The sequence below is a fragment of the uncultured Rothia sp. genome, assembly GCF_916715725.1.
Lineage (GTDB): Bacteria > Actinomycetota > Actinomycetes > Actinomycetales > Micrococcaceae > Rothia.
On sequence record NZ_CAKAPD010000002.1, the window covers coordinates 63,368 to 87,952 of the forward strand.

Annotated in this window: 22 protein-coding genes and 1 tRNA gene; 10 read left to right on the forward strand and 13 right to left on the reverse strand. The window is 60.6% G+C overall.

Annotated features, from left to right (window positions below; translation table 11 throughout):
- Window positions 1-2: 2 nt before the first annotated feature.
- Window positions 3-659 (forward strand): DedA family protein, encoded by a 657-nt coding sequence (locus tag QZ822_RS02205; protein WP_070507274.1) that lies wholly within the window; start codon window positions 3-5, stop codon window positions 657-659.
- 149 nt (window positions 660-808) lie between these two features.
- Here the strand turns inward: QZ822_RS02205 and QZ822_RS02210 are convergent, their stop codons facing one another.
- From QZ822_RS02210 to QZ822_RS02250, 9 genes are all read right to left on the reverse strand, one after another.
- Window positions 809-1,468: a hypothetical protein gene (locus tag QZ822_RS02210; RefSeq protein WP_044150058.1), complete on the reverse strand. Its 660-nt coding sequence runs from the start codon at window positions 1,466-1,468 to the stop codon at window positions 809-811.
- A 324-nt stretch (window positions 1,469-1,792) separates the two neighbouring features.
- Window positions 1,793-2,617: a hypothetical protein gene (locus tag QZ822_RS02215; RefSeq protein ID WP_294642255.1), complete on the reverse strand. Its 825-nt coding sequence runs from the start codon at window positions 2,615-2,617 to the stop codon at window positions 1,793-1,795.
- A 200-nt stretch (window positions 2,618-2,817) separates the two neighbouring features.
- Window positions 2,818-3,636 (reverse strand): multidrug ABC transporter permease, encoded by an 819-nt coding sequence (locus QZ822_RS02220; protein WP_294642257.1) that lies wholly within the window; start codon window positions 3,634-3,636, stop codon window positions 2,818-2,820.
- A 92-nt stretch (window positions 3,637-3,728) separates the two neighbouring features.
- Window positions 3,729-3,980 (reverse strand): hypothetical protein, encoded by a 252-nt coding sequence (locus QZ822_RS02225; protein WP_294642259.1) that lies wholly within the window; start codon window positions 3,978-3,980, stop codon window positions 3,729-3,731.
- Window positions 3,981-4,645: 665 nt separating this feature from the next.
- The gene (locus tag QZ822_RS02230; RefSeq protein ID WP_294642261.1) at window positions 4,646-5,239 is read right to left on the reverse strand and encodes a multidrug DMT transporter permease; all 594 of its coding nucleotides are present in this window, start codon (window positions 5,237-5,239) and stop codon (window positions 4,646-4,648) included.
- A gap of 111 nt (window positions 5,240-5,350) precedes the next feature.
- On the reverse strand, window positions 5,351-6,088 hold the full coding sequence (locus QZ822_RS02235) for an organic solvent tolerance protein OstA (RefSeq protein WP_294642263.1): 738 nt from the start codon (window positions 6,086-6,088) through the stop codon (window positions 5,351-5,353).
- 217 nt (window positions 6,089-6,305) lie between these two features.
- Window positions 6,306-6,974, reverse strand: coding sequence for a FlxA-like family protein (locus QZ822_RS02240; RefSeq protein ID WP_294642265.1), 669 nt, complete (start codon window positions 6,972-6,974; stop codon window positions 6,306-6,308).
- 1 nt (window position 6,975) lies between these two features.
- Window positions 6,976-7,485 (reverse strand): asparaginase domain-containing protein, encoded by a 510-nt coding sequence (locus tag QZ822_RS02245; RefSeq protein ID WP_070832225.1) that lies wholly within the window; start codon window positions 7,483-7,485, stop codon window positions 6,976-6,978.
- A 169-nt stretch (window positions 7,486-7,654) separates the two neighbouring features.
- Window positions 7,655-7,727: transfer RNA gene (locus tag QZ822_RS02250), tRNA-Lys, on the reverse strand.
- 87 nt (window positions 7,728-7,814) lie between these two features.
- Between QZ822_RS02250 and QZ822_RS02255 the strand changes: the two genes are divergently transcribed.
- The 6 genes from QZ822_RS02255 (at window position 7,815) to QZ822_RS02280 (ending at window position 15,056) form a co-directional block, all read left to right on the forward strand.
- Window positions 7,815-8,588, forward strand: coding sequence for a histone acetyltransferase (locus tag QZ822_RS02255; protein WP_294642267.1), 774 nt, complete (start codon window positions 7,815-7,817; stop codon window positions 8,586-8,588).
- Window positions 8,589-9,006: 418 nt separating this feature from the next.
- Window positions 9,007-9,624 carry a hypothetical protein gene (locus QZ822_RS02260; protein WP_012902791.1) on the forward strand — a complete coding sequence of 206 codons (618 nt, stop codon included), beginning with the start codon at window positions 9,007-9,009 and terminating at the stop codon, window positions 9,622-9,624.
- Window positions 9,624-10,658: an inorganic phosphate transporter gene (locus QZ822_RS02265; protein ID WP_060824240.1), complete on the forward strand. Its 1,035-nt coding sequence runs from the start codon at window positions 9,624-9,626 to the stop codon at window positions 10,656-10,658. The genes QZ822_RS02260 and QZ822_RS02265 overlap by 1 nt, the downstream gene beginning before the upstream one ends.
- Window positions 10,659-10,800: 142 nt before the next feature.
- Window positions 10,801-11,859 (forward strand): glycosyltransferase family A protein, encoded by a 1,059-nt coding sequence (locus tag QZ822_RS02270; protein WP_294642270.1) that lies wholly within the window; start codon window positions 10,801-10,803, stop codon window positions 11,857-11,859.
- 2 nt (window positions 11,860-11,861) lie between these two features.
- Window positions 11,862-13,604, forward strand: coding sequence for a polysaccharide pyruvyl transferase family protein (locus QZ822_RS02275; protein ID WP_294642271.1), 1,743 nt, complete (start codon window positions 11,862-11,864; stop codon window positions 13,602-13,604).
- A 123-nt stretch (window positions 13,605-13,727) separates the two neighbouring features.
- Window positions 13,728-15,056 carry an FUSC family protein gene (locus QZ822_RS02280; protein WP_314667432.1) on the forward strand — a complete coding sequence of 443 codons (1,329 nt, stop codon included), beginning with the start codon at window positions 13,728-13,730 and terminating at the stop codon, window positions 15,054-15,056.
- Between the two features lie 151 nt (window positions 15,057-15,207).
- On the opposite strand, the gene QZ822_RS02285 is transcribed toward QZ822_RS02280, so the two are convergent.
- Complete coding sequence (locus tag QZ822_RS02285; RefSeq protein WP_294642275.1) at window positions 15,208-16,662, reverse strand: DNA repair protein RadA; 1,455 nt, start codon at window positions 16,660-16,662, stop codon at window positions 15,208-15,210.
- 208 nt (window positions 16,663-16,870) lie between these two features.
- Here QZ822_RS02285 and disA point away from each other — a divergent pair, with 208 nt between their 5' ends.
- Window positions 16,871-17,947 (forward strand): DNA integrity scanning diadenylate cyclase DisA, encoded by a 1,077-nt coding sequence (disA, locus tag QZ822_RS02290; protein ID WP_294642277.1) that lies wholly within the window; start codon window positions 16,871-16,873, stop codon window positions 17,945-17,947.
- A gap of 151 nt (window positions 17,948-18,098) precedes the next feature.
- Entirely contained in the window at window positions 18,099-18,338 is a 240-nt protein-coding gene (locus QZ822_RS02295; RefSeq protein ID WP_005507607.1) for a hypothetical protein, read from the forward strand.
- A gap of 100 nt (window positions 18,339-18,438) precedes the next feature.
- Here the strand turns inward: QZ822_RS02295 and QZ822_RS02300 are convergent, their stop codons facing one another.
- On the reverse strand, window positions 18,439-19,236 hold the full coding sequence (locus tag QZ822_RS02300; protein ID WP_294642279.1) for a hypothetical protein: 798 nt from the start codon (window positions 19,234-19,236) through the stop codon (window positions 18,439-18,441).
- A gap of 93 nt (window positions 19,237-19,329) precedes the next feature.
- Between QZ822_RS02300 and QZ822_RS02305 the strand changes: the two genes are divergently transcribed.
- Window positions 19,330-20,364 carry an A/G-specific adenine glycosylase gene (locus QZ822_RS02305; protein ID WP_294642281.1) on the forward strand — a complete coding sequence of 345 codons (1,035 nt, stop codon included), beginning with the start codon at window positions 19,330-19,332 and terminating at the stop codon, window positions 20,362-20,364.
- A gap of 147 nt (window positions 20,365-20,511) precedes the next feature.
- On the opposite strand, the gene QZ822_RS02310 is transcribed toward QZ822_RS02305, so the two are convergent.
- Together QZ822_RS02310 and QZ822_RS02315 are read right to left on the reverse strand one after the other, a co-directional pair.
- The gene (locus QZ822_RS02310) at window positions 20,512-23,091 is read right to left on the reverse strand and encodes an ATP-dependent Clp protease ATP-binding subunit (RefSeq protein ID WP_294642283.1); all 2,580 of its coding nucleotides are present in this window, start codon (window positions 23,089-23,091) and stop codon (window positions 20,512-20,514) included.
- Between the two features lie 951 nt (window positions 23,092-24,042).
- The gene (locus tag QZ822_RS02315) at window positions 24,043-24,396 is read right to left on the reverse strand and encodes an Lsr2 family protein (RefSeq protein WP_005504366.1); all 354 of its coding nucleotides are present in this window, start codon (window positions 24,394-24,396) and stop codon (window positions 24,043-24,045) included.
- Window positions 24,397-24,585: the final 189 nt, after the last annotated feature.

Here is a 24,585-nt window from a genome sequence, read left to right on the forward strand (position 1 = left end):
TCATGACTTTTCTTGCCACCGCTTTGGCGCATCTTCCGGTTGCGCTCTTGGGCCTCGACCTTGAGCAGTTCCTGCTCGATACCGGCCCCTGGGTTCTGGTTGTTTCGGCAATTATCGTATTTATTGAGTCCGGTGTTCTTTTCCCGGTTCTTCCGGGTGACTCCCTGATTTTTGCTCTGGGTATGCTGCATGAGCAGATGGGCCTGTCCCTGTGGGTTGCGTTCCCGGTCCTTGTGCTGGTTGCTATTGCTGGCGCTGAGGTTGGCTACCAGATTGGTGCCCGTTACGGCCGTAAGATCTTCAAGGATGACGCGAAGATTCTGAGCACTAAGAACCTGCACACTACTGAGGAGTTCTTCCAGAAGCGCGGTAGCTTGGCTCTGGTGCTGGGTCGTTTCGTACCGATTGTTCGTACTTTTGTGTCTCTTGCGGCGGGTATTTCTTCGTACGACCGTAAGAAGTTCCACCTGTGGAATGTTGTTGGTGCGGTTGCGTGGATTGGTTCGATTGGTCTGGCGGGTGTGCTGCTGGGCGGTATCCCGTTCGTGCACAACAACATTGAGTACATTGCTGTGATTATTGTGGCGGTTTCTGTGGTGCCGGTTATTATCGAGTACCTGCGTGGCCGTTCGAAGGCGAAGCAGGAATCTGCTGAGTAATACGTGAGTCCTTCTCGGCTGCTGAGCCGGGAATGAGAGAGGGTGGGGATACCGTCTGGTATCCCCACCCTTTTGCGTTCTCTCAAGCCCGGTGGAGGCGACGTTCCGGAAGCGAGCTACGCCTCCGCAAGGTTACTACCTCCGCGGGGTTACTTTAGGCCCATGCGTCGCAGGTCTCCACGCATTTGGATGTATCGCCCCACCTGCGGCTGGCAGAGAAGAACAATAATCACGATGCGGCTGATAAAATCAAAGGCGAGCTTCGCGCACAAGACTTCAAGGGTCATAAACGGGCCAAAGAACAACACCCTAAGCATTTGCGAATTGTATCCATTGTCAAAGAAAACGTGGGCACAGAGAACTACATACACAATATCCAGGATCATGCGTAACGCGCCCTCAATAATAATCACCACTCGCGCCCACTCATAACCCTCATTGAGGTACCAGGCAGAGACTGCTCCAAGGACAATAGGGAGAACCATCGTAAGCCCCATCGTCATACCTGCAAACATGTAAGCGCCCGTAAATTCTAGACCCACAAGAGGCTGTAGAGGGTATGTGGACATGTACAGCACCAAGAATAGGGATACAGCCCAGATGGCAATGGGACGCGACGGAAGATTAATAGCACGCTGGACGTCCGGAACACCGTGTACGGGGCGAGAACCAGCAGGAACTGGAGTCTGGGGTGCCACCGCTACGGGTGCTGCGAAGTTCGGTGCCGGAAAGTTCGGTGCTGCGGCATTAGGCTGAGGCGCCTGAGGTGCCAGCGCGCCCGCCGAGGCGCCGGAAGCGTTGTTAAACATCGTCGTTCTTTCTCTCGTATGCTCGCACTATGGTGCGTAAGTCGGTGATTGTCGCGCTCATTTAGGTAGATTTGCTTGGAAAATACCTAAAAGAGTTATTTGATGCAGTTAGCTGAGAGAATAATACTTTTTCAGTATAGGGTAAGCTCTTCGAGCGCAGTAGAGTTTTTATGCGAAGCCTGGAACCTTTTAGGTAACTCAAAGAGTTTTACCAGCTAGAAGATTGCGATGTTTAACGCGAAAGGGTGGGGATACCGTCTGGTATCCCCACCCTTTCATGCTCTGAGCCTTTTGGTGATAGTGGCGCCGTTTGAGGCAAACATCCTAGTTGAGGCGGTTCCCGCCTTCATTGAAGTTCGTGTTAGGTGCCTGTGGATTCTGATCAACCACCTGACTATGCGACGTTCTGCCGGTAGCCGTGTACGCCCACACAGATGGACGGGTCAGCAACACAATATTCCGGATGTAGAGGACAGTAATGAAGACACCAATCGCAGTATCTATGAGAAGAGTGACCGCAAAATCTGAAGAGTCGCGGGACTGCAACTCGTCCATCAACAAGGTGAGAAAGCGGGAGTCTATGAGGAAATCTTCCACATACACAAACATGCGGCTCAAGACCTCGTAGGCGCTGTACATGAGGGTAAGTATGTGCGCCCATCTGTGTCCTTTCCAGGTCATCCAGAAGAGGAAAATCTGGATAAGAACAAAGATGAGAGGGTACCCCAGCATACGCACGATAAGCTCAGGTAGCGTCACCACACCGGCGATTGGTTTACCGTAGAGCAGGAAGAATTGGATAGTACTGAAAAGCGACAGAATAATAATCGCGGCGGTGCACCACTTAGCACTGTGCAGAGCCTTCGGACGTACCCGCCCCGCATGTTCGGAGGCGGCAACGTAACCGGCGGTCGCGTCCCGGTAGCCGGTAGTGGCATGCTCGGGAGCGCCGTTGCCGGGTGCATTATCCTCTGCCGCGTTATTGTCTACCGCACCGGTGGGGGCGGCGTTGTTGGTGGCGGTGTTGTTGGATGTGCCGTCACCCTCTACCGTGCTATTTTCAGGCTCATTGGACGGCAGCAAAACACTGTATTCGGGAACCGTGTACTCCGGGTCATTCAACGGTTGTTTTGGGGTACGTTCTGACATCGTCGGTCCTTTCTCCCCTGGCACCCATCCCGCGCTACAGTGCACGGAGCGGGCGTTAAAGAGTCTTACCTTAAGAATATAAAGAGGCGCGCCGCACCCTAGGAAGGCAGTACCCTTTCTCAGCGTATTCAGAGGTATCCAGGTAACCACGTACACCATTTCGAGGGCCAGCCCCGGAACTCCTGACGTTGGTGTTCCTTCTACGTTCCCCATCCCGCGCTACGGTGCGGGGGTCGAGGGTTATTTCCCCCTGATGAGGTGCGTTCGTCATCCTCATCGTCAGCGAAAATCTCTCGAAGTTCTGCCGGGACCTGACCGGCAGCCTGCCTCGTCTCAGACATCATCTGCTGGCGTTCTAGCGCACGTGCCCCGCTAACGATTTGTGTGTACATCCTAATAGGAGCACGAGTCAGCAGCACAATCATCAGGAGGTAAAGAACGAGAGTAAAAACGCCGCTCGCGATACGCACCAGGCTAGACGCCGCAGCCGCTCTAGAGCTTAACCCCGAGAAATTATCCGCAAGAATAAGCACACCGCTAGCAGCCGCGAGAGCGCAGTAGATGATGGTAAGAATGCGCGCCCACTCGCGGCCATCCCAGATCTTCCAGAGAACAAAAATCGGGACGGCGGAGATGATGAGGGTAACCACCAAGGCAGAGAAGAGAACACTCACCACCATCTCAAAATCGATATACGACCGGCTTAGAATCGGCAGAAAGTTACTCAAGGGTCCCAGCACGATAATGGCGGCAGCGCACCACATGACGCTGCGCATAGCCTGCGGGCGCTTCGGAATTACCTGCTCGGAGGCGGGTGCGTTATCCTCTGCCGCATTATTGTCTACCGCACCGCTGAGGGTGGCGTTGGCGGAGGCGGTATTGTTGGAGGCGGTGTTATTGGGGGCGCTGTCGCCCTCTGCGGTGCTGTTTTTAGCCTCGTCGGAGGGTAGCAGCACGCTGTACTCGGGAACCATGTACTCCGGGTCGTTCAACGGTTGTTTTGGGGTGCGTTCTGACATCGTTGTACCTTTCGTCTCTTCGCACCCCGCCCCGCACGCCGTAGCGCAGGGCGGGAGTAGAAGAGTCTCCCCATAGGGAGGGGCATCTCGCCCTAGTTGAGGCGGTAGCCTTCCTCGGTGTACACGGAAGTATCCTTGTAGCCGCGCTGTTCGTTGCGGGAGTTCTTCCGCGCATCCGTGCGGCGGGTCGTCTTGTACTGCTGAGCGACCGCCTCCTCAGCCCGTCGGTTAGCTTCCTTCTCTTCCCGACGTGTCTGCTCTTCGTCCAGGCGAGCGCCCATTTCTGCTTCCTGATGGAAAACGACCCAGCCATCATCGGCGTTCACCTGTTCGCGTGCCTTCAACCGCGCGACCCTCGCAGTGGCCACATACGACCTGGTGGAACGGCTAAGGAGCAGCACAATTATCACCAGGTAGAAGGCCGTGAGAAAAGCTCCCATAATGTCACTCACCACAATGGAAACTACGTAGTCTCGGGGTCTTGAAGTCAGTGATTCATCCGCCAGCCTGGAGAAATAATCAGCCGAGATGAAAGATTGCAAACTCAGGGCCCCAACAAAAACTGCAAAAGCGCTACCGAAGAGGGTGAGGAAGTACGCCCATCTACGGCCCTTCCATAGTCGGCGGAGGACGAAAATCGGTATGAGAGAGAAGACGAAGGTAGTGAATATGCCTGAAATGATGATGCCAGGCATCATTTCCGTAACGCGGTCTGGCACCTCGTTATGGATAGATACATAGATACGTTGGATTGCGGACAGAATAATGATGGCTGTAGCGCACCACATGACGCCGCGTAGCGCCTTCGGCCGCGGCGGGAGCACCACCTGAGGCGCGGCAGGGGCGGTAGAGCTGGGGCTAGTCTGCGATGAGGGTTCGTGCGCAGGTTCGGAAGTAGGGTGCACGAGTCATCCTAACTGTCGTTGGGTGAATAGTGGTTGGTTGAATACGTGGTTAGGTGAATAAAGTTATCGGTGAGCCGCAGGACCCGCGGCCAGAATCCATGAGGCTAAATCAGGTAATCCTCGCTGCGGCGCACACGCCAATCACGGCGCGCCTCCATATAAGAACGCGACTGACGCGACCACACCAACGCCAACGCCACAACACACACCAGCATGTACGGGCCAGCAATATACACCGGCGTGTACAACGGCGAAGCGCTACTGAGCAGCAGCTCAACATCCTGGCTCGGCGCGCCATTCAACGTGCCCAGAAGAGCCGCCACCGTCAGCATAATCAGCAAAGAAGCCAACACACCCAACGCCAACGCGACCGACAGCACCAATGCCGCCCACCGGTAACCACGCAGATACGCTACCGTGCAGAAGCCGTGCAGGGTCACGTTACCGAACGCGCTGACCATCAGGAAAAGCACCGGATAGTACGCCTGCGCATCCACCAGCGACTGGGCGCGCCAGGTCGACAGGTGCGCCAAATGGGTAGTCGCGTAGGAAATGCCGGTGTACGCAATCAGCGCCAGCCAGCCCACAGCAATAGCGAGCAGAACCCAACCCGCCACAGACACGAGAGTGGGGGTGGCGGGCTTCGTAGGATGCGCGGTGTTCGGAGCGGATGGCGGAGAGGACTCGACAGCGGACATAGCTGAATCTTTCGGATATCGGCTGATAGTGTGCGGACAACGTATGAGCGAGTGTGTGGTGTGAGTGTGGGTGGCGGCGCGGCGTTCGTCTACCGCGCCGCCTCAAAAGTTTTAGGCAGAAGTGGACGGGTCAACCGTCGCAGAAATACTGTCGGGTAGCGACGGAGAATCTGCCCGGTTCGCCATCGCAATTCGCAGGTTGTTGAAGCGGTAAATGGTCAGCAACGATAAACCGACCTCGCTCAACCAGACCAGGCCCAAGACAACAAGTATCAGCAGGGGGTCTAGGCCCATCGAAACCCCAGCCCAGTCGAGCATCAGCAGCAGGAACGTAATCGGTGAAAGCACCAGCCCCATCGCAACAAACCCAATCAGGGAGCAGATAGCCCAAACGCTATACACGGAGGCGTCCGCCGAATCATGCGGAGGGCGCATCAGCGGCCACATCTGAACCACCAGGTAAAGCGCCGCGACAAAGCCAAAGCAAATCGCCAACGGCTGCGTGTACTGAGAAATAATGAGGCCTTCAACCAGGGCCAAAATGCACAAAATAACGGCGCGGACTAGGAGGTTCTTCTTGAGCTTCTGCTTGCGCTCCTTCACCTCATCAGCGGTGTAGGTGCGCAGAAAAGCGGGTACCTGACCCTGCCCCGGGAACGGCGGTAGAGGACCCGTCGGATGCGTACGAACCACAATCGGCGGGTTCGTACCATCCTGAATGATCACGGTAGAAGTCGCCGAAATAACCGGATGCGAACCAGTCACCACCGGCGGCACGTTCAGCGGAACGGACACCTCCGGCGTGGCAGGCGTCGCCTGGCGGATAGGCGCCTGATAGCGAGTCTGCACACTGAGATCTTCATCCGGGTGTTCTGCGGATGAAGCGGCATCTGTGTTCAGGTGTGTAGCGCCCATGGGTGACCTCCTGGCAGGTGCGGGTTGTGTTTCTTTCTCTACCGTATCACGCGTACTTTAGGGGAATCTGAGCAGTGGCTGGGCATCGCTGAGAGTGTGTCACACCGCCGCTTATCGCCTCGTCATCACCTCATCATCACCCCGTCAGGCTTCACCCGTCAGAGGCGTAGATGGGCGGATGCGCGGGGAAATCCTCCGCCTGTTGCTCCAAGTTCTGCTTCTGCCGCGTCAAACGCAAGCTCCTACGAACCGCCAAACTATAAAACAGCGAAAACAGGGCCTCCAGTGCGAAGGACGCCATGACCGTCAGCAGGCTCACCGTGTAGAACATGCCCACACGGTCCAGCAGCGTCTGCGGGCCCTGCACCGTCACCAGCGCGTAGACAAAGAACGCCGTCATAATCGCCGCCGCAACCCCGGATGCCACATTCGCCAGCCACACCAGCTTCACCGAACGGTTCGCCCGGTAAATCATGGCAAGCCACATATGCATCACCAGGTAGACCAGCGGCACCGCACCAATCGGGAAAAGCGTGACGCGGATGAAGTAATAAACAATAATCAGCGAGGGCACAACCAGCAGCAGCACACGCACCAGGTACAGATTCTTAGCCGGCAGCGGGTAATCACTGGTGACATTCCAGAACTCGTCAGCCTGCTGCTGTAGCTCCTCAATAGCTTGCAGCTGCATAAGCTGCGCCTGCGACATACTCTCCTGGGACATACGCTCCTGCGGCACAAGATCCGAGGACCCCTCCACCTGCGCAAGCTCAGCAACAGAAACCGGTTCACCCCGCCGCATATGAGCGGAATCAGCCATCTTAGCCCTCAAAAATACCGCGAGAACGGTCCTTACGCACGCTCTCAGCGGGGAAAATACGGCCGCTCATGCTGATGTACACGCCCGGCTCCAGCAGGTTCAGGGCGGCAATAGCGGCACCCAGGTTGAAGCCGGCATCCGAACGAGCCATCACGGCGGGCTGCATCGCACCGGTCAGCACCACAACCTTATCGCCCAGGTCGGCGTGCTCGACCAGGTAGCGGGCAGTCTCCGGCATGGTGTCGGTGCCGTGAGTGATGAGCACCTGGTCGTTAGTGACAGCATTCAGCGCCTCGGTCAGCTCGGCACGATCCTCATCGGTCATGTCCAGGCTGTCCTTGCCAATCAGCGGGCGAATATCAAAACGGATATCGGTAATCACGCGGTCTAGCAGATCCTTAGCGGCAGGCTCACCAATATCCATGGTGCCCGCCACCGAATAGAACTTATCGATCGTGCCGCCAGTGGCAAGAATCGTGATTTCTTCGGGGTTCTTAATGGTGACGCTCACGGGGTTTCCTCATCTTTTCGGGTCAACGTACACGAATCAAAAACTGCCAGGCCAACCCGGCAGGACACGCCCCACAACACGGGATAGGCACGGGGTAAACCCCGTGCATAAGGGTGAAGACGCAAAAACCCGCCGACCCCCGCAAAGCGGGAGGCGACGGGTCGGCTAGTGCGCCCTGTGGGGCTCGAACCCACGACCTGCGGATTAAAAGTCCGTAGCTCTACCGACTGAGCTAAAGGCGCTCCTATCCACACAAAACTGAAAGTGTGCAGATAGAAATACTATACACTACCGGCTCCCAGCCGATGAACGGTACACTGAGAAATCCTATGTCTACACCCGCAACATCAACCGGCGCCTCCGGGCGCTCACGTCACCGCACCCACCACCGCCCTGTCCTCTACTCCGCCGAGAAATTTGAACGCCACGAAGGCGGCATGGACCCCGCCGCACGTGAAGAGGCGGCGCACGCCTCCGCACGCATCCTGCTGATGCGCGGACGCGGCACCGACGAGCAGATGACCGAGCGGCTCGTCAGCTTCACCGACGACTACGGAATTGAGATGCTCGCCGAACTCTGGTCGCACGCGAGCGCCCACTCCCTGCCGGGTGCGCTGTGGCGTATGTACTGGCTGCGGGATGTGGTGCATCGTTCACCCCGCGGGGTGAGCCGCGCTTTTGAGCTGGGCATGGCGGAGGACTACCGTTCGCACGTGGTGGCGGGTGTTCCCGACCCGCCGAGCGCCGACGAGGTGGTCCACACGATTGATGAGATTCTGGCGGGCCTGTACACCGGCGATATGGACATTGCGATGGAACGTTGCGCGGCGTTTGCGCACGTGGTGGCGTTGGGTATTCGCACCGATTATGCGCGCTCTACCGGGCAGGATAGTTCGGTTCCGGGTAGCCACGAGGTGAAGCGTGAGGCGGTGGAGCGTCGTGCTCGTCTGCCGCGTCAGGCTCAGCAGATGGAGCAGATCGCGCACGATTTGGAGGCGGTCGCCGCCCAGCTACGCGCCGTTGAGGCTGGGCAGCAGGCTCACGGGGCTTCGGAGGCTGATTCTGCGCAGGAAAAATCGCAGACCAACCTCGAAGCATTCTAGTCTTCTGCAACGTTTGAGCGCCTAAAAATGCGGGTTCGTGCCGCGAATTGGCACAGGTTCCACATTGGGTCGCAAAGGCGTGAAATGCCTATTTCTAATTGACTCTGTGCCGGGTACAGGTGGATAATAATTACAAGATGTCGGGTTGCTAATAGGTAGCCCCGGGCTCCAAATCTTTAGCCGCTTCGAGCGGCCTTCCGCCGAGAGGCGCTCCCAACCCGACATCCCTAAACGTTCCGGTGGGGGTCGAGAAACCGACCCCCACCGTTTTTTGTTTAAAACCGTCATACGGAACCGCAAACAGGTCGGCGCTATAACATTTGCAGGTCGTTACTATAACGTGTGCAGGTCGGGCGCTCGTGAGATACCCACGGGCTATGCGCACCCGCAGCACCCAATACTGGTTAGACTGGGAACTATGCTGCACCGACTTTTCCCCCACGCTAACGAGTCCCTCGCCTCCCTCGCTGAAATTTCAGCGCAGGTCGGTGAGGCGGCGGCATTGCTCTCTGAAATGGTCGGCTCCCCCGTCGCGGAGTACCCCGAACTCTTCGAACGCATGCTCACCCACGAGGCGGACTCCACGAACCTGCTGTTCCGCACCCTCACCGAGGTGCGCAGCTCCTTCTCCCCGCCCATCCCGCGTGAAGACCTGTACACGCTGGCGCGCAAGCTCACCAACGCCGTCGAGAAGCTCACCAGCGCCGCGCACGTGCTGTCCCTGCACAGCATTGACGGCTTCGCCACGCACATCACCTCAATCCTGGACATTATTCAGCGTCAGGCGGTGCTGACCGCCGCCGTCATCCCCAAACTTGCCGATATTCGCGGCCTCGACAACTACTGGATGGACATGCTGCGCATCTCCCGCCAGGCGCTACGCACCGCCGAAGAATACGACGCGTACATTGCCGAACGCTACACCCCCGAGCGGTACCGCCGCTACGCCACCTTCCTGGCGCAGCTGACCGCCGCCTCCAACTCTATGCGTGATGTGTCCGCCGAGATCGGCCGCATTATCGTTCAGGAATCCTAATGTTCCTGGGTCTTCTAGCCTGCTGCGCCTTCATTGCCGCGGTCTACGTTACCGGTGTGCACGACGCCTCCAACTCCGTCGCTGTTCCGGTGCGTACCCGCGCCCTCGGCGAGCGCTCCGCCCTGTACCTTGCCGCGCTCTTCAACGTGCTCGGCGTGGTCGGTGCGTTCCTGCTACTCGGTGAGTATTCCGCCTCGTGGGTGAGCGCCCCGGAGGGCATCACCGGCCTGAACGGTATCGTTGCGTCGCTGCTGGTCTGCGCTATTTGGGGTGTGCTCACCTGGTTCCTGAGGCTGCCGTCCTCCTCGACCCACGCGCTGGTGGGTGCCCTCGCCGGTGTGAGCTGGTGGACCCAAACGAGGATTGACAGCGCCGCTGAAGGGTTCGGTTCGCTCGCATTCCTGCCGCATATTTTTGGGGCGACTCTGTTGCCGCTCTTCTACCTGCCGCCGCTCATTTTTCTGCTGTCCTGGCTGATGGTGGTGCCGTTCTACCGGCTAGTGGTCGGCCATAACCCGCGCCTGGTGAATCAGCATGCCCGCGAGGTGCTGGCGGTGTCTGCCTCCGCAATTTCGCTGCTCCACGGCCTGCAGACCGGCTACCTGTACCTGCTGCTGTGGGCGCTGCTGAGCGAACGCATCATGGATCCGGCGCTGATTCAATCCCTCACCTGGGGCGGGATGTTGCTGGGCACCTTCATTATTGCCCTCAGCCTGGGTGCGGGTACGCTGACCGGTGGCCGCCGCATCGGCTACACCTTCGCCTACAAGATGGTGCGCCTGGACCCGTTCCGTGGCGCGGTCGCTCAGGGTACGACCGCGGTGGTGCAGGTGCTCGGCTACTTCCTGCTGCAGGTGCCGTTCTCCTCCTCGCATCTGGCGACGGCATCGGCGCTCGGCGCGGGCGTGAACCAGCGCTTTAACGCGCTGAAATCCAGGATTGTTCTGCAGATTCTTCTGGTGTGGCTGGTAACCATTCCGGCATGCTTTGTGCTCGGTGTGCTGGCGATGGTGGCGCTACAGTCCATCAGCTAGTTTTTAGGGGCGGTGTATGCCTCTGTGTGCCTGCTGCTGCGGCGTGGACGGGTGGCGGGTTGAGTCTGAACAGTGCACACCTTCATAATGGGTTGAGTTCCTGGGCTGGCACGGGCCCGCTCACCCTCGACTGATTGTGGTTATGTCTTCCCCTACCGTAGCTATTCTGGTCCGCACGAAGGGCCGCCCCCGCTTCTTGAGCCGCGCGCTGGAGAACATTGCGCAGCAGACCTTCACCGACTACACGGTCTGTGTGATTAACGATGGAGGCGACGAGCAGGCAACCCGCGCCGTCATTGAGGCTTCCCCGCTGGGTTCCGGCCGCGTGCAGCTGCTGACCACCGCCGGCGGCAACATGGAGGCGGCATCCAACGCCGGTTTGGCGGCGACCACCTCCACATACGTGGCGATTCACGATGACGACGACCTGTGGGCGCCCGAGTTCCTGGAACGCACCGTCGCGGCGCTCGAAGAGAGCGGCGCGCTCATGTGCACCACCCGCGTTGTGGAGCGATACGAACGCAAGAACGCCGAGGGCGAGTTCGAAGTGTACGAGGAGCGTATTTTCCACGACGGGCTGCCCAGCGTCGGTTTGCAGTTCCTGTTCCGCACGAACCGTGCCGTGCCGATCGGCATTCTCTACCGACGCAGCCTGCACGAGCTGGTCGGTTTCTACGACGAGTCCCTGCCGGTGGTCGGCGACTGGGAGTTCAACCTGCGCGCCGCCTCCGTTGCGGATATTCTGCTGGTGGATGAGCCGCTGGCGTACTGGTCGCTGCGCCCCGACGCGGAAGGTGCTGAGGCGAATAGCGTGAAGCGTCAGGCTGAGCATGCCCGCTTCGATTCGATGGTGCGTGCCCGCGCTATCCGCGAGGATCTGCAGGCTGGTGCCCGACCGGGTGCGTACCTGTACCAGGCGCATTTGGCGGCTGACCTGGAGCGCCGCGTGATTGACGGGCACGATCTGACCCGCGAATCCCTGGACATTCTGCGCTCTATCGAGAGCCGTCTGGAGCGTATCGAGGCTCGTCAGCAGGCTATTGAGTCCCGCCAGCAGAGCATCGAGGAGCGTCTGCGGGTACTAAAGCACCTGCGCGCACCGGGCCGTGCACTGCGTTCCTTCGCGCAGCGTTCGCTCAATCAGCGTTCTCAGGCTCGTCGCGGTGATGAGACTGGTTCGGCAGACCAGAAGGGCGCATAGCCGTGGCAGAGAACAATCATTCTTCCACAGCACTGCCCGTTACTGAAGCACCGCACTTTAATGAAGCACCGCGCGTACTCGTCATCGGCGATATTGGCCAGCACACCTACCACGTGGGTGACGAAGCCATGACCATCGCGAGCGCCCAGGCCCTTTCCGAAGGCGGCGCGGCGGTCACCCTCATGACCCGCGATGTGGGCCATTCGGCGCGCTATATCGGCGCGGCTGCTCATGAGACCGCCGAGCCTTACAAGTACCTGCCGTTCTTCCTCTTCCCCTGGGCACCGGCTGAACGCGAGCTGACCCTTGCGGCGCTCGAGTGCATCCTGGTGGAGCTGCACGCCAACCGGGACCGCCCCTCAACCGCCGAGCTGGTGGCGCTACCGCAGGTGCAGGCACTGCCCGAGGTGTTGCATCCGCTGGAGCAGACCATTGAGCGCATAGTGGAGTTCGCGGACTCTATCGCCGCCATGGACGCGGTCGTGGTCTCCGGCGGCGGTAACCTCAACTCCCGCTACGGCTGGCTGCTCTACGAACGTGCCGCCGCGGTACGTGCCGCCGAGCATGCGGGCGTGCCCGTGTACGTGACCGGCCAGTCCCTGGGCCCGGTCCTCAACCCCGAGGACGCGCAGGTTCTGGAGCGCATGCTGCGCACCGCCCGTTCGGTGACGGTGCGTGAACGTTCTTCGCTCGCTTGGTGCCGTGAGCGGGGTATTGACGCGCGCCTGAGCGTGGATGACGCCACCGACTACTCGGTGGCTTCCCCGGCGCGTACCCTGCACTATGCGGAGGGTATTTCCGCAGGTCAGACGCTTGATGAGTTGCCGGATCACTACGTCTGCGTGACCGTCAACGAGTGCACCGACCAACAGGCACAGCAGATCGCGCGCCTGCTCGACGGCATGTGGCGCGAGCACGGCTACACGCCCGTCTTCCTGAGCCACTACGGTGACCCGCAAGACCCTGCAAGCGGCGATATTCAGGCGCACCAGCGCATCGCCGAGCAGCTCAGCCCTTCCACCCCGGCGACCCTGCTGCCGATTCTGCACGCCGATCAGAGCGTCACCGTGCACCGGGCTGCGGCGTTCACGCTGACCAGCCGCTACCACCCGGCGGTGTTCTCCGCCGCGGCGGGTATTCCCGTGCTCGCCCTCATTCCGGATGCCTTCACGCAGATGCGCGTGGGCGGCGCCCTGAGCCTGTACGGTCTGGGCGAGTTCACCCTGCCGTTGGGCATGCTCGCCGGTGGTGTTCCCGAGCTGATGGTTGCCGCCGCCCTGCGGCACGCGGCGGTGGCATCGGATGCACGCCGCGCCGAGCTGCTGGAGGTTCTGCGCGCCGAGCGCGCCTACCTGCTCGCGCAGATTCTTGCATCTGGCGCAGAAAAGCTGGACGAAGTAGAGGCACCCGCCCCCTTCCCCACCGTGGAGCAGGTTCCGGCGCTACCCGAGCCGCTGGCCGCTACGGTGCGCGCCGCCCGCGAGCTCTTCACCGAAACCTCCCTCACCGCGGGGTTCGAGTGGGCGATGTCTGACCGGGCGCACTCCTGGGATGCCGAGCACCGCCGGCAGCTCGAGCGCGCCCGCGCAATCGGCGGGTACAGTGCGCACGGTATCCACGGGGCGCACGGTGCGGAACAGACGCGCCCCGTCACCGTTGAGGCTGATTCTGAATCACCCGCCGAGGTACACCACCCCGCCCGACCGGGTCTGCTGGCGAGGGTGGCGCGGCGCCTCCGCAGCTAGCTTCCACGGTTATGGGCTATATGAGGCATACGACCTCAGCCTGGGTAGGAGTGCGAAGCGCGGGGTCTCTCACACTTCAACCCAACACTCCCCTACCCCCTTGTGCACCGCATATGCGCCGGTATGATGGTGCCCATGGCACGATTCGCAGACATTCTACGCACTACTGAACAGAACACCCGACAGTTCATCCGTGAGGGTATTCACCGAGTCCAAGCAGACTTCTTTCAGTCTGTGCAGATTGTTGCGGCGTCTATGGGCGCTTGGCTTTTCGCTGAGCGCGTCCTGGGCCACCACGAGCCCATTTTCGCGCCGGTCGCTGCCCTCGTATCCCTCGGCTATGTAAGCGGTGCTAAGCATTCCCGCCGAATCCTTGAGGTCTCCTTCGGCGTGACCCTCGGCATTCTCATTGGCGACCTTCTGCTGATCCTGCTCGGTCACGGTACCTGGCAGGCGGCAGTGGTGCTTTTCTTGACCGTGATTATTGCCCGATTTATTGATAAGGGCATTATTTTTACGATTCAGCTCAGCTTCCAGGCCTGTTTCACGTTGCTGCTGCCCGTACCTGACGATGCGTTCACCCGCAGTTTTGACGGCATTGTGGGTGGCGCCTTTGCATTCCTCGCGATGTACCTGATGCCGCGCGACCCGCGCAAGAACCCGCGTGCCCGCGCACAGGCCCTCATGGATGCGTTCGCGAAGGTTTTCCAGCTCTCCTCCGAGGCAATCCGCTACTACGATTACAACAAGGCGTACCAGAGCCTGCTCGATGCGCGCGCCCTGCAGCCGCTCTACGATGCGTGCCGCGGCGACCTGATTACCGCGCAGGGCATGAGCGAGCTGTCGTGGAATAGCCGCAAGAGCAAGGGCGAGCTGGCGCGCATGGCGAAGACCCTCGCCGCGGTGGATTTGGCGATTCGTAACGACCGCGTGCTCAACCGCCGCATGGCGTCCACGATTCACCACGTGCAGCTGCGTACTGCCGCACAGCTTTCGCTCAGTGACGCGCTGACCGAGCTGTCTTTGGCGGCGCAGAGCCTCGGCCTGGGTATGTCTGCCCCGACGGAAGGCGAACGCGAGCACTACATGATGGCGGCACGCGAGCGCATGATTAAGCTTGCCGGCACCCTCGAGCCGCGCACCATGGGTGTGGCAACTTTTGAGGGCGAGTCGCTGGTGCTGATGCTCCGCCTAATTGTGGTCGACTTTTTGGAGGCGACCGGTATGTCCCACAAGGACGCCGTGGCGGTTCTGGTGCCCCTCGGCGAGGCGGTCACGAAGCATGCACCGCGCACCTCGGCAATCCCGATTGTTGACGCTGACATGGACGACTCCACGGTGGTTGATGACGTGACCGATAGCGCGGTGAACACCCACCACACGAACAAGCTCAACACCCGCTCGATCAACATTATGTTGCACGAGAACGAGGAGGAGAGCCGCTCCTCCTAACAGGTTTCTGGAGGGTTTCTAGCTGGGTTCTAGCTGGGTTCTAGCTCGGCTCTAGCGGGGCCAGCGGCAACCCACCAAGACGCACAACGGAGGGGGCTCCCGGCGGCATTCACGCCAGCTGGGAGCCCCCTCTACTGTGTTCTTAAAGGTTTTACTTCTGCGGGAAGAGGAGCGCGAGCGCCTCACCCAGGGTGGTTACCTCACGCACGGTCACGCCCTCGGGCACGTCCCCCACACCGGTCGGGGATGCGGGTACCAGCACGTGCGTGAATCCCAGGCGGCCCACCTCCGCGATACGCTGGCGGATGCCCGGCACGGCGCGAACCTCACCCGCCAGGCCGACCTCGCCAAAGACCGCGAGCTTGCGCGGAAGCGGCTTATTCTGCGCCGCCGAGGCGAGCGCCATGACGCACGCCAGGTCGGCGGCGGGCTCAGCAATTTTCGCGCCGCCCACCGTGGAGACGTAGCAGTCGAGCTTGCCCACGTTCAGCCCGGCGCGGCGTTGCAGCACCGCCAATAGCATCTGAATACGCGCTGAATCCAGGCCCGAGACGGTGCGGCGCGGGGCGGGCGCCACCGCCTGGTCCAGCAGTGCCTGCACCTCCGCGAGCAGGGGGCGGCGGCCCTCCATCGTGACGGTCACGCAGGTGCCCGCCACCGGGTGCGGGGTGCTCGAAACAAACATGCCGGAGGGGTCCAGCACGGGCGCGATGCCGTCCTCGTGCATGTCGAAGCAGCCCACCTCATCGGTGGGGCCGAAGCGATTCTTAATAGCGCGCAGCATGCGGATATTTGAGTGCTTATCGCCCTCGAACTGGCAGACCACGTCCACCAGGTGCTCGAGCAGACGCGGGCCCGCGATGGTGCCCTCCTTGGTCACGTGGCCCACGAGCAGGGTGCACATATTGCGTTCCTTCGCGGCGGCAATCACGGAGGCGGCGACCTCACGCACCTGGGTCACGCCGCCGGCGCTGCCCTCAACTTCCGCGGAGGCGAGGGTCTGCACGGAGTCAATGACCAGCAGGGAGGGGTTGACCTGCTCAATGTGCGCCAGGGCGGTGCCGAGGTCGGTTTCGCTGGTCAGGTAGAGGGTGTCCGCGATGGCGCCGATGCGGTCGGCACGGAGTTTAACCTGCGCGGCGGATTCCTCGCCGGTAATGTACAGCACCGGGCGCGGCGGCTGGGGTGCGCTATTCTGCGCCGGGGTGGCGCGGTTCTGCACGCCCTTCTGCCCCGTAATCCCGGCGGTGCCGCGCGCGAAGGTGGCGGCAACATCCAGCAGCAGGGTGGACTTACCCACGCCGGGTTCGCCCGCCATGAGGATGACCGCGCCGGGTACGAGTCCGCCGCCGAGCACGCGGTCAAATTCGGGGTTTCCGGTGCTCATGTAGGCGGCTACGCGCGAGTCGACCTCGGCGATGGGCTGGGCGGGTTTCTGCACGCTGGATGCGGCGCGGGTGCGCGCGCGGGTGCCCCCGGCGGCTTCTTCGACGGTGCCCCAGGTTTGGCATTCGCCGCAGCGGCCTACCCATTTGGCGGTGGTCCAGCCGCATTCGGTGCAGCGGTAGGCGGGTGCGGTTTTGGTGTTTTTCGTGCGCGCGGTCATGGGTCTATTTTAGGGTCTGGGGCGATATGGTGCGCGGTGTTTGGTCACGGCGAAATGGGGTGCCACAGAACGCATTTTTACTCTTAACCGCAGATAGTTTAGCCCGGTGCACTCCCGTATAAATATCGAGAATATCCATTCGCTTTTGAGGCACTTTAGCCCGCCGTTCCGCCCCTGACCTGGCTCAATAACCACCCTTACGGGTACAATGTTTTTTGTGCAGATGAATTATAGTGACCTATTGCTTAAAACTATCGCCCGAATCGCCCCCGGCACCGAGCTCCGCGAGGGCCTGGAACGCATCATGCGTGGCCGTACGGGCGCGCTCATCGTACTCGGATCCGACCGCACCGTATCCTCCCTGTCGTCGGGCGGTTTCAACATCGACACCGAGTTCTCGGCAACCCGCCTGCGCGAGCTGGCAAAGATGGATGGCGCTATCATCTGCGACCGCGACGCCACCCGACTACTGCACGCCGGCGTGCAGCTCATGCCGGACGCCTCCATTGAAACGAACGAGTCCGGCACCCGCCACCGCACCGCCGAGCGCACCGCGATTCAGACCGGTTTCCCGGTGATTTCAGTGAGCGCGTCGATGTCCGTGATTTCGGTGTACGTTGACGGCACCCGCTACATGGTTGAGGACAGCCAGTACCTGATGGCTCGCGCAAACCAGGCGATTCAGACCCTTGAAAGCTATAAGAAGCGTCTGCGTTCGGTGCTCTCTAACCTGTCTGCCCAGGAGATTGAGTCGAACGTTTCCCTGAGCGACGTGGCGATGACCCTGCAGCGCATGGAGATGGTGAACCGCATTATCCGCGAGGTCAGCCACTATGTGCTGGAGCTCGGCGTGCACGGTCGCCTGATTGCCCTGCAGCTGGAGGAGCTGCGCGCCCCCGAGATGACCGCCAGCGACCTGATTCTGCGCGACTACCTGCCCGAGGTGAACGACGAGCTGATTACCGCCGGCGTTGAGGCGCTGCAGAACCTGGACGATATGGACATCGTGGATCTGCGCACGATTGCCCGCACTGTCGGCTTTGGTGAGAACCCCGACCTGGAGCTGCCCCTGCAGCCGCGCGGTTTCCGTCTGCTTGCCGGTATTCCGAGCATCCCGAACGCTATTTCTGAGCGTCTGGTGGAGCGCTTCGGCAGCCTGCAGGCTCTGATGGCGGCGTCCCTTGAGGACCTGCGCGCCGTGGACGGTGTGGGTGAGGCTCGTGCCCGCACGGTACGTGAGCAACTGTCCCGCATGGCGGAGAGCAGCCTAGAGAAGTACCTCTAAAAGACCCATACGAGAGCCCCCGCGCCGGAAGAAATATCTGGCACGGGGTTTTTCTGACCTCACGAGAACCTTTTGCATTATGATGTAGTGAAAGCGGAGTTCCCTCCGCTCCCTGATGTCTCAAGCATCATGACACCCCCTGGAGGTCACAATGTCGTACTCGCGAGCTAAGTATCCGTCGGCCAAGCGCCCCGTCCCGTTCTTCGTGTGGGCGTCCCCCATTCTCTTTCTGATTTATCTGCCGCTGCTGTGGTTCAAGGTCATCCCCAACTCTTTTGAGGTGACTGACCTGTCCACCCTGCTGTTGGCGGCACTGCAGTGGACCGCTTTCGGTAGTCTGCTCGGGTACCTGGGCGAGCGCCGCTTCGCCAAGCCCCGCGCCTCCAAATAGCGCCGCACAATAACCCCATATAGAGAAGCCCCCGCGCCGGAAGAACATCCAGCACGGGGGCTTCTCACGCCCGCACAGGGGCGAAAACTATAGAAGTGAACTACTGAATCACGAAGTTCACCGGAGCCGAGCTCACACCATTGACGGTAACCGCAGCCCAGTAGGAACCCTTCTGAGCGGTCGAAGCGGAGGAGCAACCCAGCACGTTGATCTTACGGTCCCACGCCAGGTCGGTTGCGCCCTCGGCACCTGCGACCACCTCAGACTTCTGAACGGCGGTCGCCGCGCACAGGCTGCGGGTGTACACCTGAGCCGCACCGGAGGTGATGTTCAGGTCCACGCCGGTGTTCGCGCCCTCGCCACCCACAGCGCAGGGGGTCTTCGAGGAGTTCGTGTAGGTCACGTGGAAGGACACCTGCTCACCGGCTGCGAAGGTACGCTTCGCGGGGGTGACGGTCACCTTCAGGTCGTTCGCGGTGCACGCCGCAACAGCAGCCGCAGTGGTCACCGAGGGTGCCGGTGCGGGGGTAGTCGGGGTCGCCGCGGGGGTAGTTGCCGCAGGGGTTGCCGCGGCGGTGGTCACGCTTGCAGTGGGTGCCGCAGAAGTGGTCACCGAGGGGGTTGCCGAAGCAGTAGCCGACGCGGTTGCAGAGGCAGTCGCGCTAGCGGACGGGGTAGCCGAAGCAGTTTCGGAGGGGCGAGCACTGAAGCTCTGGAAGGGCGCGCCGGAAGCCGTCGCGGTGGAGGCTACAGTGGCGTCCTTCTTGCCGTTAATCATGCCGACCATGGAGGTCACGCCGGCAACCAGCAGCAGAATAATAGCGAGCAGAGCGATAACCGCCACGATGCGACGGCGGCGGTAGACTTCGGGAGGCAGAACGGGACCATTTTCAGACATACCCTTAAGGATACCGGGTTTAACCCTGAGATTCACAGTGAACTCTGTTCATGCGGTTTTGGGAATATATGCCCTGTGGCGTAGGCTTTTCGGATGACCTCAGAGCCCAAACGCACCGCACGCACACGCCCCGAACCCACCCTGCCCGAAGGCACGAATACCGAGGCACTCCACCACCGAATCAACCGATGGTTCCTCGACCAGGCACGCGATTTGCCGTGGCGTCGTGACGAGTGCACCCCCTGGGGCGTGATGGTCAGCGAGTTCATGCTGCAGCAGACCCCCGTCAAGCGCGTCCTACCCGTGTGGGAGGAGTGGATGCGCCGCTGGCCCACCCCCGCCGATCTTGCCGCCGAGCCCGCCTCGGAGGCGGTGCGCGCCTGGGGCCGCCTAGGTTACCCGCGCCGCGCGCAGCGGCTGCACGGTGCCGCTGTGGCGATTGTGGAGCAGCACGGCGGTGAGGTTCCCGCCGACTACGAGGCGCTACTGGATCTGCCGGGCGTGGGTTCCTACACAGCGGCGGCGATTAGCGTGTTCGCGTTCGGCCTGCGCGCCACGGTGATTGATACGAATATCCGCCGCGTGCACGCGCGCGCTGTGTCCGGTAAGGCGTTGCCCTCGCGTTCGTTGACGGCGGCTGAGACTCGCCTGGCGGAGGCGCTCATGCCCGCCGACACCCCCACCTCCTGCCTGTGGAATGCGGCGACCATGGAGCTCGGTGCGCTGGTCTGCACGGCGAAGTCCCCGACCTGTCAACTGTGCCCGGTGGAGAATCTGTGCGCCTGGGTTGCGGCGGGCAAGCCGGAGGCGGACTACACCCCCAAGGGTCAGAGCTGGCACGGCACGGACCGTCAGGTACGCGGGGCGGTCATGGCGGTGCTGCGTGCGGCGCATGAGCCGGTGAATCGCGAGCTGATTTTGAGCGCGGGTGTAGCTTCAGCTGACGATACGACTTCCCCTGACTTTGCGTTCCCCGCAAATGCACCCGCCGCGGTGCACCGCCCACTCAAGGCGCTGTATGCGCTCTCCCCCGCCGCCGAGCAGTTGCAGCGCTGCTACGCGGGGCTGCTGGCGGACTCTCTCGCCCGCGAAGTCACGCAGGGCGATGCAGTGCTCGTCTCGCTCTAGTACCCGCCGCAGAAAGGCTCCTGGGGGCTTCTAGAGCCTATAGAATCTGGAACCTTTAGAAGACAGAAAACGCCTGTGGGGCGGTACAGGATAATTCCGGTACCGCCCCACAGGCGTTTAGTGCGCTAAAACCTAGCTACCTATGGCTTAGTCTCCACCCTGACCCTCTCGAGCCTCGGAAGCAGGTGCCTCAGCTGCGGGAACCTCGGAAGACTCGCCCTCGTTCAGCTCCTGCACCGAATCCAGAGCCAACTCCTTCATCGGCTGCGAGGAGAAGACGAACTTCGCGGAGTCGCCCTCACCCTCAACGTCCACGGTGATCTTCTCACCGGGCTTGATGTCGCCGAAGAGGATCTTCTCAGACAGGGCGTCCTCAATGTTGCGCTGCATCTCGCGGCGCAGAGGACGGGCACCCATGGACGGGTCGTAACCCTTAGCCGCCATGAGAACCTTCGCAGCATTAGTCAGCTCAATGGACATATCCTGCTCCGCCAGGCGCTTAGCCAGGCGGCCCACGAACAGGTCCACAATCTGCAGAATCTCAGACTCGGAGAGCTGCGGGAAGACGATAATGTCGTCCACACGGTTCAGGAACTCGGGGCGGAAGTGCTCCTTGAGGTTCTCCATCACGCGTGCCTGCATGCGCTCGTAGTCGGCTGCGGTGTCATCCATCGCCTGGAAACCAACCGGGATGCGGCGGTTCACGTCACGCGAGCCCAGGTTGGTGGTCATGATGATGACGGTGTTCTTGAAGTCCACCACGCGACCCTGCGAGTCGGTCAGGCGACCATCTTCCAGGATCTGCAGCAGCGAGTTGAACAGGTCGGCGTGAGCCTTCTCAACCTCGTCGAACAGGACCACGGAGAAGGGCTTGCGGCGGACCTTCTCGGTCAGCTGGCCGCCCTCATCGTAGCCAACGTAGCCGGGAGGCGCACCGAACAGACGGGAGACGGTGTGCTTCTCCTGGTACTCGGACATATCCAGGGTGATGAGCGAATCCTCATCGCCAAACAGGAACTCCGCCAGAGCCTTGGCAAGCTCGGTCTTACCCACACCGGTCGGGCCGGCGAAGATGAACGAACCACCGGGGCGGCGCGGGTCCTTCAGACCTGCACGGGTACGGCGAATCGCGCGGGACAGCGCCGCAATAGCGTGCTCCTGGCCGATAACGCGCTTGTGGAGTTCCTGCTCCATGGTCAGCAGGCGGGTCGACTCTTCCTCGGTGATCTTGTAGACCGGGACACCGGTGGAAGCAGCCAGAACCTCAGCAATGACCTCGGGGGTCACGGTGCCGAATGCGTCGCCGCCTTCGCGCCATGCCTTCTCGGCTTCTTCCTTCTCAGCCAGGACCTTCTGCTCCTGATCACGCAGGCCTGCGGCCTTCTCGTAATCCTGGGAGTTGATGGCGTCTTCCTTCTGCTGGCGCAGCTTGGCGGCCTTCTCGTCGAGCAGCTTGATTTCCGGGGGTGCGGTCATGCGCTTGATGCGCAGGCGTGCGCCCGCCTCGTCAATCAGGTCGACTGCCTTATCCGGCAGGAAGCGGTCGGAGATGTAGCGTGCCGCGAGGTTCACGGCGGTCTCAATTGCCTCGTCGGTAATGGTGACGCGGTGGTGTGCCTCGTACTTATCGCGCACACCCTTGAGGATCTGCACGGCGAGCTCCTGAGAGGGCTCCTCAACCTGAATCGGCTGGAAGCGGCGCTCCAGGGCGGCATCCTTCTCAATGTGCTTGCGGTACTCGTCCAGGGTGGTGGCACCGATGGTCTGCAGTTCGCCTCGAGCCAGCATGGGCTTGAGGATGGAGGCAGCGTCAATCGCGCCCTCAGCTGCACCGGCACCCACCAGGGTGTGAATCTCGTCAATGAACAGGATGATGTCGCCGCGGGAGCGAATCTCCTTCAGAACCTTCTTCAGGCGTTCCTCGAAGTCACCGCGGTAGCGGGAACCGGCCACGAGGGAGCCGAGGTCCAGGGTGTACAGGTGCTTGTCCTTGAGGGTCTCGGGGACGTCACCGTGCACGATAGCCTGTGCCAGGCCCTCCACGACGGCGGTCTTACCGACGCCGGGCTCACCAATCAGCACGGGGTTGTTCTTGGTACGGCGGGAGAGGACCTGCATAACGCGCTCCATCTCCTTGTGGCGACCGATGACCGGATCCAGCTCGCCCTCACGTGCAGCGGCGGTGAGGTTGCGGCCGAACTGATCCAGGATGGTCGAACCCGCGGGAGTGCCTTCGCGAGAGTTACCTGCACCCACACCGGCGGTTTCCTTATCGCCGGAGTTGTTGCCGGGGTAGCCGGAAATCAGGTCCATGACAGCCTGGCGCACGGCGGCGGGCTCAGCGCCCAGCTTGACCAGCACCTGGTTTGCCACGCCCTCGTTCGCGCGAACCATGCCCAGCAGGATGTGTTCGGTGCCAATGTAGCCGTGGTTCAGCTGAATAGCCTCGCGCATGGACAGTTCGAGAACCTTCTTCGCGCGGGGGGTGAAGGGGATGTGGCCGTTAGGCGCCTGGGGGCCGGGGCCGACGATGTCCTGAACCTGTTCACGTACTGCGTTCAGGGTAACGCCCAATGATTCCAGGGCGCGGGCACCGATGCCTTCGCCCTCGTGAATCAGACCGAGCAGAAGGTGTTCGGTACCGATGTAGTTGTGGTTGAGCATGCGTGCCTCTTCCTGGGCAAGCACCACAACGCGCCGAGCTCGATCGGTAAAGCGTTCAAACATTTACGCACTCCTTGCATTTTCCTATTGATACAAGAGTACGTTGAGCTGCGGGTTTATGCCCCGCGTGTGGGCGCCTGTTCGCCATCAAGAGAACAGATGAGCTGTTCGGGGCGTTTTGAGCGTGTTTTCGGGCGCCTAGGAGGGGGTTCCGCGGGATTTTGGGGAGGTTCTGAGGGGGCAAGCTCAGCGGGTGAGGAAGATAGCGGGAGAGCCCGCGTGGAGGGGCTATAAGTGGGCTCTGAGGGGCGGTAGTGCCGATACGAGGGTTCCCGAAAACGGGGAACACACAAGAAGCCACATAGACCCACACCAGAATCGCCCGTTTTCTGCACGCGCGTGAATATATTGCAGATTTTCTTTAAAGATTTATATGTTCGCGTGAGAAATTTCAATAATTCGCAAAAATATATACGGCTCGATTATTGGCAGAATATTTCCACATAATTCCCAGGCAATCTACAGCAGAATTTCCTCCGACAATCATCTCGGCACCAGGGAAGTATCAGGGTAAATCTCCACGACAGCGCACGGGTGGCATGCTTATTATTTTCGGCTCTATTCAGGGTAGACCCCACACCCCACACAGGGGGAATATCCCGACGAATAACAACAGCATCAAAGAGATTAATGCGCCAACACCTTTAGTGTTCCTGCCGATGCATGAAATCTAAATGAACGCAGAACCCGAATGTGTACTATGCCCCTGCGTTCAACCAATACCCTTCTCGGTATTGCACCGATTGCCCCATCAACCAGCCCCATATATTTTACACGTAAATAGTTAATTGGAATTAGCCATAAAACATCTCCCATTCAGATATACAGAACATACAACACGCATAAGAAGGCAAAACAAAAGGCGGACGGTGATAACACCGTCCGCCCTAAGCACCCGGAGGTTTAGAACCTTAAAGAACCAACCCCTCCGGCTACACGCAATGCGTAGAACCCTTAGTCCTGAGCCTTCATTGCTTCGTAGTATGCGTCCTGAATATCCTGGTGGATGCGGCCGCGGTCAGAGACCTTGTGGCCGTTAGCCTTAGCCCACTCGCGGATTGCTGCGGTCTCAGGGTTACGCTTAACCGGAGCAGCGGTGCCGCGGGGTGCACGGGTGCGCTGGGTAGCGGTACCCTGCACGCGGCGGGACTTTGCCACGAAGGGGCGGATAGCGTCACGCAGGCGAGCTGCGTTAGCGGAGGACAGGTCGATCTCGTAGTGAGCGCCGTCCAGGCCGAAACGGATGGTTTCGTCTGCGGGGCCGCCGTCGAGATCGTCTTCAAGGATGATGCGAACCTTCTGTGCCATTGAGGCACCTCCTCATCTGTTGCATATATCCTGTGGATAAACCCAAAAGCCTCTATCGGAGATTGAGAAAATAGTGTGCCGGATATATTTATGTACTAATTTTCTTTCACATAATAACAGAAATATATTAAAGATTCCGAAAACTTCCTGAATATTGAAACAATGCGCTGATCGCCCTGAGCGATATAT